Source organism: Microcella pacifica, from assembly GCF_009371975.2.
Taxonomy (GTDB): Bacteria; Actinomycetota; Actinomycetes; order Actinomycetales; family Microbacteriaceae; genus Microcella; species Microcella pacifica.
Genome location: NZ_VIKT02000012.1, coordinates 38,719 through 53,694, shown reverse-complemented (window position 1 = coordinate 53,694; position 14,976 = coordinate 38,719). Strand labels below are relative to the sequence as shown.

The window sequence follows — 14,976 nt, the reverse complement described above, 5'->3', positions numbered from 1 at the left end:
TGTCTAGGAGCGACGACCGAGGGAGCCCTTCTGCAATAGCGAGTGGCATGCCGCGATGGCCGCGACGTCTCGGTGGCACCGACTCGGATGATCGGCCCGGCCGCTCGCTCGCGCCCTTGAGTGCGTGGGGCCTTCCCGCGTCGACACGGCAAACACCCGTGACTGCGACGCAAGCTCCTGCTGACGTAGCGTCCGTAACCGACACCGCGCCACGCGACAAGGCCAAGACTGGCTCGCGGAACGGCCAGCGCACAGCTACGCCCTCGCGCCAGCGCTCGCCTGAACTGCATGGTGGTCGAGTTCGTGGCCGGAATCGCCGTGAATTCGCTCGCGTTGATCTCCGATGCTGCACACATGGCGACGGACGTGATCGGGCTCGGGATGGCTCTGGCGGCCATCACTCTGGCGAAACGCCCGGCCACCCTCCAGCGCACGTATGGGCTCTACCGGCTGGAGGTTCTCGCGGCACTCGCCAACGGAGCCTTGCTCTTCGGCGTGGCTGGATACGTCATCGTCGAAGCGATCCAACGTTTCAGCGAGCCGCCTGACGTGCCTGGTGTGCCTCTCCTGGTCGTGTCGACGATCGGGTTGCTCATCAACATCGTGAGTTTCCGTCTCCTCATGGCTGGCTCTCGGGAAAGCCTCAACATCCGGGGAGCATACCTCGAGGTCTTGGCGGATCTGCTCGGATCGGTCGGGGTCATCGCGGCGGCCGTCGTGCTGCTCACCACGGGATGGGCTTATGCGGATCCGATTGTCGGGGTCGCGATCGGGCTCTTCATTCTCCCGCGCACGTGGAGGCTGAGCAGGCAAGCGCTCAGGATCCTTCTGGAAGTGGCGCCGCCACACATCGATCTTGGCGAGCTGCGCGCGGCGATACTCTCCGTTGACGGGGTTGTCGACATCCACGATCTCCATGTCTGGACCGTGACATCAGGGTTGGAAGCTGCGAGCGGACACATCGTTGTCTCCCCCGAGCACGACTACCACGGCGTCCTCGACGAGATACTGATTGTCTTGCGGGACGACTACAGCATCGACCACCCGACTATCCAGTGCGAACCGATGGCATTCGATGAGGCTCCTCGGGCCGTGTGAGCGAAGGAGTGCGGAGTATCATCAGAACCATGGAGGACATCGGCTCGAGGCGGCACCGCGAGGTGCCTCCCGGATCCGATCATTCCGATCACGCTGAGCAGGTGCGGGCAAAGATGCCACACACGCCGCATGTTTCCGACTTGGCCGACATATTCCGCCTTCTCGGTGATCCCGGGCGGGTACGCATACTGATCGCCCTGTTGCCGGGTCCCATGGCCGTGCACGATATCGCTCGCGTCGTAGACGCGAGCGAATCCTCGGTGTCGCATGCCCTCCGCCTGCTCCGCGCCCACCGCGTTGTCGGAGTCAAGCGAGAGGGTCGCCACGCGTACTACGCCCTGGCCGATTCGCACGTACGCGTGCTCCTCGAGTTGGGTCTGGAGCACGTGGGACACCTAGTGCTCTTGCACCCCGGGAATGAGCACGACGACCAGCTCGGTGCGCGGTCCGACGGCGCGCGTCGGACGATCGAGAGTGGTGACCTCTAGCATGACGCAGGTCTCGTGGCGCCGAGATTTCCGAGTCGACCTTGCGCCTCGGCATCACGCCACAACCGCGAGAGTGGGCATGGCGATCGTCACACTCCTCCTCGTCGCCGCGGCGATCCTTGTCGCCCATCACTCGCAAGCGACTCAGGGCCCTGTCGAGCGATCCTTGTCATCCGACAGTGGTCAGGCGCTGCTCTCGACCGAACTCAGGGTGCTTGTCGACACGGCCGACGCGTCTGACGAGAACGAAGCCGCCTACCTCATGGCAGGTGGCATGACCGTGATTGTCGGTTGCCTGGCGGGCCTGTTCATCCTGGGCGTTCGCGCGTGGTTCGGACGAGTCGTACCGTGCTTATCATCGACCGGTGACAGGGTCCTTGGGCCCACAACATCGTCCGCGCCTCGGAGGATCATCGGCTGGCTCCGACCCGAACTCGCCGCTCTGTGCGTGAATCGCACGTAGGACCCGGCGCCGTCTGAGCTTCAGCGGTCGCTGAGCCCGCGCCATCGCTCTCTCATCTTCATTGCCGCGACGGCAACTGCCGTGCGCGCCCGCCCACGTGTTCCATCATTTCTAGAGGAGAACAAACATGAATTCAAACGTCAGAGTCGCCATCGTCTTGAGTGGCGTGATCGTGATCGTGGTGGTCGCGTTCGTCATCGTGGCCATAGCGCAGAACCAACAGCCAGGCCCCGTTGCGGCGCCGACCGCCGCCCCTGCGCTGTCTGAGGACAGCCACATCTTGCAAGACGCGGGAGAAGACGCGGTGACGGTAGTCGAGTTCCTCGACTTCGAGTGCGAGGCCTGTGGTGCCTTCTACCCAGTCGTGGAGGGCCTCCGCGCCGAATATGCCGGAGAGGTGACCTTCGCGATTCGGTACTTTCCGCTTCCCAGCCACTACAACTCGAGGAACGCTGCCGTCGCCGTGGAAGCCGCCGCACAACAGGGGCAGCTGGAGGCGATGTACAGCCGTCTGTTCCAGACTCAGTCGGAGTGGGGTGAGGCGCAGGAGTCACGCGCCCCGCTCTTCCGACAGTTTGCCGAGGAGATAGGACTCGATATGGCCGACTATGACGCGGCGATCGCCGATCCTGCCACCCTTCAACGAGTCAAGTCAGACTACGACGAGGGAGTTTCGCTGGGAGTCTCCTCGACCCCTACCTTTTTCGTCAATGACCAGATGGTTCAAATGGACTCCTTTGACGACCTCCAGAATGCCATCGAAGCGGAACTCAACTGATGAGAGCGTCTCTGACGCAACGTCGACCGCGCTGCTGGAAATCCGAGGACAACGAGCAAAGCAAGCCGAGACGCTAGCCGCCGAACGCGTGAGGAGCATCAGAAGTGACTGAAAACTGGGTGAACCTGCCCGAGGCTCCGCCGAGCCTCGGGCAGTTTCTGGCGTTCGATCCGCAGCCCCTACCGATCCTGCCGCTCGTCGGCTTGTCGCTCGCCGCGCTCTACGTCGTCGGTGCTGTCCGGCTGTGGGTAACGGGTCGACGCTGGTCCGTGGGCCGGACGGTCGTCTTCCTGCTGGGATGCTTGTCGATCGTGCTCGTGACGGGGTTGGGAGTCGAAGGCTACGGCTACGTGATGTTCTCCGTCTTCATGTTCCAGCAACTGACCCTCATGATGCTGATTCCGCCACTGCTCGTGCTCGGCTCGCCGGGCACACTCTTGCTCAGAGCGACACCGCATCACGGCTGGGGGCGCGGTGTCCTGCGCTTCGCAATGGCAGGGCTTCGAAGCCGAGTCAGCCGAGGGCTTCTGCATCCCGTGTTCACCGTGCCCCTCTTCCTCTTATCCTTCTACGGCCTGTACCTCGCGAATTTCGCCGATCCCATTCTCTCGACACCGTGGGGGCACATTGCCCTCGAGCTCGGCTTTCTCGCCGCGGGCGTGCTGTTCACGATTCCCATCCTGAGCAGTGATCCCCTGCCCATTCGGATGTCTTATCCGGCGCGAGCGCTCGATCTTGCGGCCGAGGTAGCCCTACACGCCTTTTTCGGAGTGCTCCTCATGATGAGCCCTTCTCTGGTCCTGGATTACTTTGCGAATCCGCCTCAGACGCTCGGCGTTGATCCCCTGGCGGATCAAGGGGTCGCGGGTGGACTGGCGTGGTCCTATGGTGAAGCTCCTACCGTTCTCCTCCTGATCTATATCCTGCACCGCTGGCATCGCGACGATACGTCGCGAGCCGCTGCCGCCGACGTGCGCGCCGACCAGGAGGGTGCCCCCGGGCTCGAGGCCTACAACGACTACCTCGCGCGCCTGGGGCAACGCGATCATGGGACGCAGGCGCGACGGAACCGCGATGTCGCGGCGGACGGAGACCCCACAGCATGAGGCGAAGCGTCGATGCTCACCCCCCTCGACCGGTGTACCGGCGCCCGGCTCTGGTGCCTGGACTTCTCGCCGCCATCGTCGCACTGGCGGGGCTAGCGCTCGTCGGCACGGAAGCGTTCATGCCGATTCGATACGTTCTGGCGATCATGGCCCTCATCATCGCTTGGTTCGCTGTCGAAGCTCGACACTGGTGGTGGTTGCCGATCCTGCTGGCTATCGCGGTGCTGTGGAATCCGGCCTTCCCCATTCCGTTCGCTGGCATCTGGGGGGTTGCCGCTCAGTATCTCGCCGCCCTCGGCTTCCTCGTCGTCGCCGCCTTCTTCAAGGTTTCTCCACGGGCTGAGTCAGGTGTCGACACCCCCGGCGCACCCTGATGGAAGCCCATGCACGCGGCCGGATGATTCCGCTGTGGCTCGCCCTTCCCCTTGCTTCGGGAGCGGGCCTGCTTCTCGACGCCGGCTTCCCGGATCGTGGCATGTGGCCGCTTCCGTTTATCGGGGTCGGTCTTCTGCTTGTTGCCCTTATCGGGCGAAGCGCAGGTGGTGCCCTGCTCGTGGGATTCGTGGCCGGCGCAACCTTCTATCTTGCGTTGATTCAATGGGCTTCTCTCTTCCTCGGCCCGTTGCCGATGGGGGCTCTCGTCGCCCTGCAGGCGGCGCTGTTCGCGCTGGGGTGTCTCCTCATCTCTCTGGCGTACAGATGGCTTCCGACGTCTGGTGCGAATAGTCATGCTCGGTACCTGGTGCCCTCGGCCATCGCCGGTTTGTGGGTTCTTCGCGAAATGGTCGCCAGCACGTGGCCGTATGGCGGTTTTTCTTGGGGACGGCTAGCCATGTCGCAGTCGGAGAGCCCGTTCAGCGATTTGCTCTCGTGGGTCGGGCTGTCGGGAGTGAGCTTCCTCATGGTGGCGCTCGTGGCGCTCGTCGTCGAGATGTTGAGCCCGTTCTCGCCTGCCCGCTGGGGTGACGCCGTGGTACCAGCGCTCCTGACTGCGGTGCTCGTCGCCATACCGACATGGCCGATGTCGTCCACCGGCAGCATGCGCGTCGCGGCGATTCAGGGGAACGGACCGGCGGGATACTTTGACGACCGCAACGACGGCGCGCTCTTGGCCGCGCAGTACGAGGCGACGCTTCCCGTGCTGGATCGCGATCTGGACGTGATCGTCTGGCCGGAAGGCTCGACGGACCGCAGCCCGCTTGACGATGCGCGAACCGCCGCCGTTTTCGACCGGGTATCGCGGCAAGCGGGCGCACCGCTGATCGGTTGGGCCGTCACCGAGCGCGGGGGACTCACCTACAACACGCAGATTCTGTGGCAGCAAGGCTCGGGAGCAGTCGACTTCTACGACAAGCGCCACCCCGTTCCATTCGGTGAGTACGTGCCGGATCGTGAATTCTGGCGACCGTTGGCCCCCGATCTTATCGACCTGGTAGCGCGGGACTACACGCCGGGGTCGGCCGATGCCATCTTCACTGTCGATGGAGTGCCCACGGGCATCAATATCTGTTTCGACATCGCCGACGACACCGTGCTCCGAGACTCGGTGCTGGAGGGTGCGCAGGTCATCTTCTCGGCCTCCAACAATGCCGACTTCGGTCGCACCGACCAGAGTGCGCAACAGTTGGCCATTGCTCGGGCTCGCGCTATCGAGCTGGGTCGCACGGTGGTCAATGTTTCGACCGTCGGCCTCACGGCCATCATTGGCCCTGACGGGCGCACACTGGCTCAACTTCCCTGGCACGAACCAGGGAGCATCGTCGCGGAGGTCGAGCTCTTCGAGGGCCTGACGCCTGCTGCTGCCGCCGGCGGATGGTTCGAGCTCGCCGCGGCCGGTCTCGGCGTCGGCGTCCTCCTCCTGGCATGGTCGAGGAACGGTGTTGTGCAGCGACGAGCCCGGACCGATGGCGATGCGCGAAGCGGCGTGAGCGATGTGTCAGGCGCGTCGCGATGACGCTTTTCGACCCGTTGCGCTCTACTGGAGCGCGGATTCGACAGCAGCACGCAGGTCGTCAAAAGAGTTGAGCTGAACGAGTTCGCCGTCGAGGAAAAAGCTTGGGGTGCCTGTTGCCCCGAGCGCGAAGGCGTCTGCCTGGTCGAGTGCAATTCGCTCTCGCGTCGCGGGGTCGTCGGCGACGCGGTCGTACTCGTCCATGTCAAGGCCGAGCTGTTCGGCCAGGTCACGGAACGTGTCGGACTGATCGCCGCGAGCCGAACTCCACTCCTGATGCGTCGCAAACAACTCCTTGTACATTGCCGCGAATTCCCCTTGTGCGGCAGCGGCCTCGGCGGCAACCGCAGCTTCCACAGCGTGCGGGTGAATACTCGTGAGCGGTAGATTGCGCACGACGACGGCGAGGCGGTCGCCGTACTCGTCGGCCACCTGCTGAACGATGGGGCTCGCCGTAGCGCAGGCGGGGCATTGGAAGTCGACGAACTCGACGAGCACAGCATCCGCGTCCTGCGGCGCCACGTCCGAGAGCAGGTGCGGGTTCTCCCGCAACAGTTCGCCTGCGTCGCTCGGCGCAACTGTCGGCAATGCTTGCGGCTCCGCCCGGTTGAGACTCGAAACGACGATCGCGACGATGATCGCGATGAAGGCGAGCGCCACGCCGACCGCGATGAGTTGTGCGGCGCGCGGCGACACGGGCGACTTCTTGCGGCGGGCGGACTTCACGGGCCGAGTTTTTCGGGGCATGCCCTCAGCATCGAGAGGGCAGCTAGGAGATGTATGGGCCGGAGGCCCCTGATCGAGGAGCAGCGGCGAGGCGGCGCCTCACAGCTGCACATCGTACGATGAGGTTGTGATGGACAATCTCGTTGCCTACTCCCTCGTCGCCGTGTATTCGGCCATGGGCGTCTACACGGTCGCCTTCATCCTCTTCACGCTCGATCTGGCCAAGAGGTCTGCCCAGCGCGCCGAGCCGGTAGCCGCGCGGGCGCAGCAGGCGGCTGTGAACTCCTCGAGCATGACCAGCGTCCTCGAACGTCCGGTTGCTCCGCTCCAGTCGGGCGGAGCAACCAGGTACGAGCGAGCGGGCCTCGCCCTCTCGATCCTCGGGTTCGTGCTGCACGCTGCCGCCGTCCTCACGCGCGGCTTCGCTGCGGAGCGCGTGCCGTGGACGAACATGTTCGAGTTTGGTCTCACCGCCACCGTCGTCATGATGGGTACTTTCGTCGCCGTGCAACTGTGGAAAGACCTCCGCTATCTTGGCGCCTACATCACGGGGTTCGTCGTGCTCTCGCTGGGGATCGTCACCGTCAACTTTTACGTGGATGTTGTCCCCACTCCGCCCGCACTGCAGTCGGCGTGGCTCGTCATCCATGTTCTCGTCGCTGCCCTGGCTACCGCATTCTTCGCGATCGGTGCCGGGCTCTCCATCATGCAGCTGATGCAGGCGCGGCGTGAGGCCCGCGAGAGTGCGGGCCTGCGTTTCCTCGACACGTTGCCCGGCGCATCCGTTCTCGAATCGCTCGCCTACCGGGTGACGGTCGTCGGCTTCGTGTTCTGGACATTCACGCTCATCGCCGGCGCCATCTGGGCCGAGCGCGCCTGGGGTCGGTACTGGGGCTGGGACACCAAGGAGGTCTGGACCTTCATCATCTGGACGCTCTTCGCCGGCTACATCCATGCGCGCGCGACGCGGGGCTGGCGGGGCAACCGCTCGGCGTGGCTCGCGATCGTCGGCTTCGGCGCCGTGCTCTTCAACTACTCGATCGTCAACCTGTACTTCAACGGGCTGCACTCGTACTCGGGGCTGTAGGCGCGCTATCTAGGGGCGCGCGGTCGGGTGGTCCGCCGCGCCGGCTCCACCCCGGTAAAAGTAGTGTCGGCGCGGCGGAGTCTGTGCCCCGCGGTAGTCCGGGCCCGTGCGGCCTGTAGTCGCCCCTCAGACTCGCGGGGTCGGGCTCAGCTCGCGGGCGTCAGCTCGCCGGTGTGAGCGCGACGGGCGTGCGGCCCGAGCCGGTCTCGAACTGCAGCACGGGCGTGCCGCTCGAGCAGTCGAACGGCGCATCGTTGATCGGGTCGGAGAGCAGCAGGCCGCCCGCCAGGTCAGAGCCGTCGATGGTCTGGCCCATCACCGTCACGATGACGGAGAGGTCGTTGTCGACGAGCGTCGTCGTGATGACGCCGTCCTCCGCCGTGTAGGTGCCGCCGAGGCCGCCCGTCGCGACGCCTTCACCCTCGCCGGCGCCGTCGATCGTGAGATCGAGCACGAAGTCGGAGGTGTAGCGGTACTCGTCTGCCGTGAACGAGAGCCCGACGCTCCCGTCGATGGCGAAGGAGACGCCGTCGAGGTCGGCGGCGAGCGCGTCGTAGAACGACTGCATCTGGTCTTCGGCGATACGCCAGTCGCCCACGAGGCACGCGGGGTCGGTCGGGTCCGTCGGCTTCTCCTCCGGGGCGGTCGGTTCCTCGACCGCCCCGTCCTCCGCCGGGTCGGGCTCGGCGTCGCCGGAGGGGGCGCCGCATCCCGTGAGCGCGAGCGCTCCGGCGACGGCGATGGTGGCGGCGAATCCTGCACGACGCATGGTTGACCTCCCGAGGCCCGGATCGATGACCTGACTCGAGAGTAGCGAGCGATCCACTCGCGCGGGGTAGGTACTTTCTGCCTAGCGAGGTGCGGTGGCGAGCACGGCGTGGCAGCGCGTGAGGCGCTCGCGCCACCAGGCGGTGCGGTCGGCGGGCGCGGAAAGGCGAGTCAGAGCATCCGCATCGAGGGATGCCCGGCCCACGCCGATCGCACCGTTCACGGGCACGATGCGCGGGTTGGCGATGTCGTCGGCGAGCAGCGCGCCGGTGCCGAGCCCGCAGTCGAACTCGAGGCTCGGCAGTCGCGCGGCCAGGGCCGCACCCATCGCGTGACCCACGCTCGTGTCGAGGGCGCTCGAGACCACCGCGGGCAGCCCGGCCTCGGCGACGATGCGCAGCGCGCGGTCGACGCCCCCGAGCGGGGCCGCCTTGATGACGAGCAGGTCGGCGGCCTCGGCGCGTGCTACCGCGAGGGGATCAGCGGCCTTGCGCACGCTCTCGTCGGCGGCCACGAGAACGTCGATGCGGTGGATGCGCCGCCGCAGCTCGGCGAGTTCGGGCACGCTCGCGCACGGCTGCTCGACGTATTCGAGGTCGAACTGCTCGAGCTCGCGCACGGCGTGCTCGGCCTCGTCGAGGTTCCACGCGCCGTTCGCGTCGAGGCGGATGCGCCCGGCAGCGCCGATGAGCCGCCGCGTCTCGCGCACCCGGGCGACGTCGTCGGCGAGGCTCTCGCCCGGTTCGGCAACCTTGATCTTCACGGTGCGGCAATCGCCGAAGCGGCTCAGGACGCCCGCGATCTGATCGAGCGGCACGGCGGGCAGCGTGGCATTGACCGGGATGCTCTGCCGCAGCGCTGGAGCCCGCGACTCTCGCCAGCCGAAGTCGAGGGCCGCGGCGAGCCACGTGCTGGCCTCGGCATCTGAGTATTCGAGGAAGGGCGCGAACTCGCTCCACCCCGCCGGGCCGTCGAGCAGCACGGCCTCACGGTGCTGCACGACGCGGAACCGCGTGGTGAGCGGCACGCTCACGACGTGGGAGCGGCTCAGCACGTCGTCGAGCTCGGGCAGAGCATCCATCGCCCCAGTCTGCCGCTTCTGTTCGCAACTCAGGCTGTACGCGCAGAAGTGACCCGTGAACACAGTCGTCCGGTGGGCTCTGCCTGAGTTGCGAACCGGGTGCGCGGGTAGGCTCGCGGCATGGCCGAGCCGCACGTCTCCGAACTGTTCGACGCCGCCCGCTGGAGGGTCGCGCCGGGCTTCGACGACCTCACCGACCTCACGTACCACCTCGACACGACGGGGCGCGTGGCGCGCATCGCGCTCGACCGGCCTGAGGTGCGCAACGCTTTTCGCCCGCACACGGTCGACGAGCTCTACCGCGCTCTCGACGACGCGCGCCAGAACCCTCGCGTGGGGGTCGTGCTGCTCACCGGCAACGGGCCGAGCGCCAAGGATGGCGGCTGGGCGTTCTGCTCGGGCGGAGACCAGCGCATCCGCGGGCGCGGCGGGTATCAGTATGCCGAGGGTGAGACGGCCGACACGGTCGACGCTGGCAAGGCGTCGAGGCTGCACATCCTCGAGGTGCAGCGGTTGATCCGCTTCATGCCGAAGGTCGTCATCGCTGTCGTGCCCGGGTGGGCGGCAGGTGGCGGGCACTCGCTGCACGTCGTGTGCGACCTGACCCTCGCGAGCGCCGAGCACGCGCGCTTCAAGCAGACCGACGCCGACGTCGGCTCGTTCGACGCCGGCTACGGCAGCGCCTACCTCGCGAAGCAGGTCGGCCAGAAGGTGGCGCGCGAGATCTTCTTCCTCGCGCGCGAGTACGACGCGCAGCGCGCCTACGAGATGGGAACGGTCAACGCCGTCGTGCCGCACGCCTCCCTCGAGGCGGAGGCGCTCGACTGGGCCGAGACGATCCTCACGAAGAGCCCGACGGCCATCCGCATGCTCAAGTACGCCATGAACCTCACCGACGACGGAATGGTCGGCCAGCAGCTCTTCGCGGGCGAGGCCACGCGGCTCGCCTACGGCACCGACGAGGCCGTCGAGGGCCGCGACGCCTTCCTCGAGAAGCGCGCCCCCGACTGGGCACCCTTCCCCTGGCAGTACTAGCTGCTGCGCGCGCAGCGCGCAGCGCTCTCCTGTGCCAGATCTGGCGCATATGGGCGCTTGGCCACGAGGTGAGCGCCCATTCGCGCCAGATCTGGCGCACCTGGGCGCACGTGGGCGAGCGCCGCGTGCGCGGGGTAGCGTGGGCGCGTGACTCGTCCGCTCGCCGTCGTCGATACCGCTGACCCGCTGCAGTGCCGGGCCGCCCTGCGCGAGGCGCTGAGCGGCGACGGGCCGGCGGTGCTGTTCCGCGGCGGGGGCGTGAACCCCGTGCACACGGCTCCGCTCGAGGTCGAGCAGCGCATCGCCGTCGTCGTGGAGACGAGCGGCACGACGGGCCGGCCGAAGCGCGTCGCGCTGAGCGCCGACGCCGTGCTCGCGAGTGCGGCGGCAAGCCAGAGCGCACTCGGGGGCCCCGGCCAGTGGCTGCTCGCCCTGCCCGTGCAGTACATCGCGGGCATCAACGTGCTCGCTCGTTCCCTCGCCGCCGACGTCGAGCCCGTGCCGGTGCCGCCGGGGCGCATGAGCGGCGCGCGCGTGCTGGCCGCAATCGAGCAGATGTCGCAGCCGACGCGCTTCACCGCGCTCGTGCCGGCCCAGCTCGCGAGGCTCGTCGACGACGCCGAGATGGATGCGCCCCTCCGCGAGGCGCTCGCCGGTTTCTCGCGCATCCTCGTCGGAGGCCAGGCGACGCCCGCGCCGCTCGTCGAGCGGGCGACGGCGCTCGGCTGGCGCATCACGCGCACCTACGGCTCGAGCGAGACGAGCGGCGGCTGCGTGTACGACGGCCGGCCCATCGGCCAGACCCACGTGAGGGTCGTCGACGGCCGCGTCGAGCTCGGGGGCCCCACGATCGCCGAGTACTACCTGGGCGACCCGGCGCGCACGGAGAGCTGCTTCATCGAGGACGACGGGGAGCGCTGGTACCGCACCGACGACGCCGGTGAGCTGGCCGACGACGGCACGCTGCGGGTGCTCGGCCGCCTCGACGACACGATCGTGTCGGGCGGTCTGAAGGTGCGCCTGGGCGAGGTGGAGCGCGTTGTGCGCGAGCAGTCGGGTCTCGCCGACGCGGTCGTCGTGCCCGGCCACGACCCGGAGTGGGGCGAGGTGCCCGTCGTCGTCACGACGCAGTCTGCCGACCTCGCGGCAGTGCGGCGCGCGGTCGGTGCCGCCCTGGGCCCCGAGGCGCGCCCCGACCGCATCCGGGTGCTGGATGCTCTGCCGACGCTCCCGAGCGGCAAGCCCGACCGGCTCACGATCGCGCGCCTCGTCGACTGAGCCGCGACCGCGGCGAGGCGCCGCTCGGCGCGCGCCCGCGGCTACACTCGCATCCGTGGCCTCCCCGACGAAGAAGACGAAGAAGAAGTCCGCGAAGCGCGCCCCCTCGAAGCGCACGAGCCCCGCGCGCACGAATCCTGCGAAGGCGAGTGCGGCGTCCGGCAACCCGGCGAAGGTTCGTCCCGCGACGGCGCGCGACTGGATCGCCGGCGCCCGGCTGCGCACCCTGAGCCTCGCCGTCGCGCCCGTCGCCCTCGGCACGGCGATCGCCTACAACACTCTCGGCTACAACCTCGCGATCGCGCTGCTGTGCCTCGCCGTCGCGGTCTTCCTGCAGGTCGGGGTGAACTTCGCCAACGACTACTCAGACGGTGTGCGCGGCACCGACCGCTACCGGGTCGGCCCGAGCCGGCTGACGGGCTCGGGGGCTGCGAAGCCCCGCACGGTGCTCACCGTCGCGCTCGTGTTCTTCGGCCTCGGTGCGGCGGCGGGCCTCGCCGTCGTCGTCCTGACCGGCATCTGGTGGCTGCTCGCGGTCGGGGCGGTCGCGCTCGTCGCCGCCTGGTTCTACACGGGGGGCAAGCGCCCGTACGGCTACGCGGGCCTCGGCGAGCTCGTCGCCTTCGTGTTCTTCGGCATCGTCGCTACGGCCGGCACGACGTTCGTGCAGATCCAGCAGGTGCCCCTCGAGGCGTGGCTCGCGGGCACCATCGCGGGGCTCTTCGCCGCGGCGATCCTGCTCGTCAACAACATCCGCGACCGCGAGCAGGATGCCCTGGTCGCCAAGCGCACGCTCGCCGTGCGACTCGGCGACCTGCCGGCCCGCATCCTCTTCTCGGTGCTGCTGGCAAGTGCCTACGGCGTGCTCGTGCCGTTCGCACTGCTCTTCCAGTGGGCACCCGCGGTGTACGGCACACTCCTCATCAGTGCCCCCGTCATCCTCATCGTGCTGCTCGCGCGCACGGCGGGGGAGCTCGTGCTCGCGCTCAAGCTCACTTCCCTGGCCGCGCTGCTCACGGGGCTCGGGTTGGCCGCCGCCATCGCGTTCTAGGGTCGGCGCGGTTCACTGCGGCGCGGCTCGGGTCAGGGGGCTCAGGTCAGGCGGCTCGGGTCAGGGGGCTCAGGGGCGCGGCAGCAGCAGCGTGAACTCGGCACCGCCGGCACCACCCGTGGCACCCGGCTCGCCGCGCGCGGCGCTCGCACTGCCGCCGTGCGCCTCGAGGATCGCGCGGGTGATGGCGAGGCCGAGTCCGGCGCCGCCGGCGAGGCCCAGGCGGGGGGAGGTGCGCGCCGCGTCGGCGCGCCATCCGGCGTCGAAGACGTGGGGGAGGTCGGCCTCGGCGATACCGGGCCCGCGGTCGCGCACGCGCACGCGCCCGGCTCCCTCGTGCTCGTCGACGGCGACCGTCACGACACCGCCGACGGGGGAGTGCTCGATCGCATTGACGACCACGTTGATGAGGGCGCGGCTGAGGGCCTGCGCGTCCACGACGGCCGTGACCGCGTCGGTCGCCGCGAGCTCGAGGGTCACATCGTGCTGGGCCGCGAGGGGGGCGAAGTCGGCGACGACGTCGGAGGCGAGGTCGGTGAGAGACACCGTCTCCGGAGAGAGCGCGAGCGTTCCAGCGTCGATGCGCGAGAGCTCGAAGAGGTCGCCGATGAGGGCGTGCAGGCGCGTCACGTGCGAGCCGAGCTGGTGGGCGTGCCGCTCCGGCTCGGTCGAGAGGCCGTCCTCGAGGGTCTCGGCGATCGCGCGGATGCTCGCGAGCGGCGCGAGCAGGTCGTGCGCGATGCGGGCGACGAGGTCGCGCCGGGCCGCCTCCGCCCGCTCCGACGCGGCGCGCGCCGCCGCCAGCCGGTCGCTCGACTCGGCGAGCTCGCCCTGCACGGCGTCGAGCTCCGCGGTCACGCGGCGAGCCGGCTCGACGGTGTCGCCCGCCCCCAGTCGGCGGGCATCGCGGCCGAGGCCCCGGGCATCCCTCGAGAGCGCCAGCGTCAGCAGGAGCGCCATCGCCAGGGAGACGACGCCGCTCGCCGCGGTCACCGAGAGAGCCACCATCGTGTCGGCGTCGTTGATGTACATGCCGCCCGCGGTGAGGGCGATGCCGCCCGCAACGGCGCCGACCGCTGCTGCGACGATGACGATGACGTGCACGACCAGGGGCGCCCGGCGCGCGAGCCGCAGCACGATCGCCGCAAGAAGCCCCGCGACGAGGGCGCTGCCCGCCGCGAAGCCCAGCACCTGCGCGTAGTCGGCGATCGTCATGGCGACTCAGCCCCCTCGGCGTCGGTCGGGGCGGGGTCAGGGTCGGCAGGGTCGTGGCCCGCGGAATCGAGGCCAGCGGGATCGAGGCCGGCCGGATCGAGGCGGTAGCCGACCCCCCACACGGTCGTGATGATGCGCGGGTGCGAAGGGTCCTGCTCGACCTTCTCGCGCAGGCGCCGTACGTGCACCGTGATGGTCGACACGTCGCCGATCGTCCAGCCCCACACCTCGCCGAGCAACTCGTCGCGACGCAGCGTGCGGCCGGGGCGGCGCACGAGGTGCGCGAGCAGGTCGTGCTCGCGCGCGGTGAGAGCGAGCGGTGCGCCGTCGAGACTGATCGTGCGGGCGGCGGCGTCGAGGTGCAAGCGCCCCAGGGTCACGTCGCCGTCCACCTCTCGGTTCGCGGTCGAGCGGCGCAGCAGCGCCTCGGCGCGCAGCACGAGCTCGCGCGGCGAGAACGGCTTCGCGAGATAGTCGTCGACCCCGGCCTCGAGGCCCTCGATGCGGTGCTCGGCCTCGCCGAGGGCGGTGAGCATGATGATCGGCACGGTCGAGCGCTCGCGCAGCCGACGCGCCACCTCGAGCCCGTCCACGCCCGGGATCATGCGGTCGAGCACGACGAGGTCGGGCTCCGACTCCTCCGCCGAGCGCAGCGCGCGCACCGAATCGGGCGCTGTCGCCACCGTCGCGCCCGCCGCGCTCAAGTAGGTCGCGGCGATCTCGAGCAGCGTCGGGTCGTCGTCGACGACGAGCACGGCTCGACCATCGAGCGGGCGGCTGAGCGCCGATGAGGCGGGGTCGCGACCCGATGACGCGACCCCGCCTGCGGAGCCCCCCGGCTCCGCCATCCC

16 protein-coding genes are annotated in these 14,976 nt (G+C 68.7%); 11 read left to right on the top strand and 5 right to left on the bottom strand.

The window, feature by feature from the left end:
- The first annotated feature begins 228 nt into the window (after positions 1-228).
- The 7 genes from FK219_RS08350 (at position 229) to lnt (ending at position 5,887) form a co-directional block, all read left to right on the top strand.
- Positions 229-1,098: a cation diffusion facilitator family transporter gene (locus tag FK219_RS08350; protein ID WP_328821655.1), complete on the top strand. Its 870-nt coding sequence runs from the start codon at positions 229-231 to the stop codon at positions 1,096-1,098.
- Positions 1,099-1,127: 29 nt separating this feature from the next.
- Positions 1,128-1,586 (top strand): ArsR/SmtB family transcription factor, encoded by a 459-nt coding sequence (locus tag FK219_RS08345; protein WP_152583649.1) that lies wholly within the window; start codon positions 1,128-1,130, stop codon positions 1,584-1,586.
- Between the two features lie 79 nt (positions 1,587-1,665).
- Positions 1,666-2,049, top strand: coding sequence for a hypothetical protein (locus FK219_RS08340; protein WP_152583648.1), 384 nt, complete (start codon positions 1,666-1,668; stop codon positions 2,047-2,049).
- Between the two features lie 127 nt (positions 2,050-2,176).
- A complete protein-coding gene (locus FK219_RS08335) occupies positions 2,177-2,827 on the top strand; it encodes a DsbA family protein (protein ID WP_152583647.1) in 651 nt (216 codons plus the stop codon).
- A 104-nt stretch (positions 2,828-2,931) separates the two neighbouring features.
- The gene (locus FK219_RS08330) at positions 2,932-3,933 is read left to right on the top strand and encodes a cytochrome c oxidase assembly protein (RefSeq protein WP_328821653.1); all 1,002 of its coding nucleotides are present in this window, start codon (positions 2,932-2,934) and stop codon (positions 3,931-3,933) included.
- Positions 3,930-4,307, top strand: coding sequence for a DUF6804 family protein (locus FK219_RS14125; RefSeq protein WP_152583646.1), 378 nt, complete (start codon positions 3,930-3,932; stop codon positions 4,305-4,307). Before FK219_RS08330 ends, FK219_RS14125 begins: the two co-directional genes overlap by 4 nt.
- A complete protein-coding gene (gene lnt, locus FK219_RS08320) occupies positions 4,307-5,887 on the top strand; it encodes an apolipoprotein N-acyltransferase (RefSeq protein ID WP_210416798.1) in 1,581 nt (526 codons plus the stop codon). Before FK219_RS14125 ends, lnt begins: the two co-directional genes overlap by 1 nt.
- Positions 5,888-5,908: 21 nt before the next feature.
- Here lnt and FK219_RS08315 read toward each other — a convergent pair whose 3' ends face one another.
- Entirely contained in the window at positions 5,909-6,631 is a 723-nt protein-coding gene (locus FK219_RS08315; RefSeq protein WP_152583645.1) for a DsbA family protein, read from the bottom strand.
- A gap of 106 nt (positions 6,632-6,737) precedes the next feature.
- Here FK219_RS08315 and ccsB point away from each other — a divergent pair, with 106 nt between their 5' ends.
- Entirely contained in the window at positions 6,738-7,697 is a 960-nt protein-coding gene (gene ccsB / locus FK219_RS08310; protein WP_407941897.1) for a c-type cytochrome biogenesis protein CcsB, read from the top strand.
- A gap of 160 nt (positions 7,698-7,857) precedes the next feature.
- On the opposite strand, the gene FK219_RS08305 is transcribed toward ccsB, so the two are convergent.
- Complete coding sequence (locus FK219_RS08305; protein ID WP_152583644.1) at positions 7,858-8,466, bottom strand: hypothetical protein; 609 nt, start codon at positions 8,464-8,466, stop codon at positions 7,858-7,860.
- 81 nt (positions 8,467-8,547) lie between these two features.
- On the bottom strand, positions 8,548-9,546 hold the full coding sequence (locus tag FK219_RS08300) for an o-succinylbenzoate synthase (protein ID WP_152583643.1): 999 nt from the start codon (positions 9,544-9,546) through the stop codon (positions 8,548-8,550).
- A gap of 120 nt (positions 9,547-9,666) precedes the next feature.
- Here FK219_RS08300 and FK219_RS08295 point away from each other — a divergent pair, with 120 nt between their 5' ends.
- The 3 genes from FK219_RS08295 (at position 9,667) to FK219_RS08285 (ending at position 12,910) form a co-directional block, all read left to right on the top strand.
- On the top strand, positions 9,667-10,581 hold the full coding sequence (locus tag FK219_RS08295) for a 1,4-dihydroxy-2-naphthoyl-CoA synthase (protein ID WP_152583642.1): 915 nt from the start codon (positions 9,667-9,669) through the stop codon (positions 10,579-10,581).
- Positions 10,582-10,728: 147 nt separating this feature from the next.
- Positions 10,729-11,859 carry an AMP-binding protein gene (locus tag FK219_RS08290; protein ID WP_152583641.1) on the top strand — a complete coding sequence of 377 codons (1,131 nt, stop codon included), beginning with the start codon at positions 10,729-10,731 and terminating at the stop codon, positions 11,857-11,859.
- 55 nt (positions 11,860-11,914) lie between these two features.
- Positions 11,915-12,910: a 1,4-dihydroxy-2-naphthoate polyprenyltransferase gene (locus FK219_RS08285; protein ID WP_328821652.1), complete on the top strand. Its 996-nt coding sequence runs from the start codon at positions 11,915-11,917 to the stop codon at positions 12,908-12,910.
- A 69-nt stretch (positions 12,911-12,979) separates the two neighbouring features.
- On the opposite strand, the gene FK219_RS08280 is transcribed toward FK219_RS08285, so the two are convergent.
- Together FK219_RS08280 and FK219_RS08275 are read right to left on the bottom strand one after the other, a co-directional pair.
- Positions 12,980-14,125, bottom strand: coding sequence for a sensor histidine kinase (locus FK219_RS08280; protein WP_152583639.1), 1,146 nt, complete (start codon positions 14,123-14,125; stop codon positions 12,980-12,982).
- Positions 14,122-14,973: a response regulator transcription factor gene (locus FK219_RS08275; protein ID WP_152583638.1), complete on the bottom strand. Its 852-nt coding sequence runs from the start codon at positions 14,971-14,973 to the stop codon at positions 14,122-14,124. The genes FK219_RS08280 and FK219_RS08275 overlap by 4 nt, the downstream gene beginning before the upstream one ends.
- Positions 14,974-14,976: the final 3 nt, after the last annotated feature.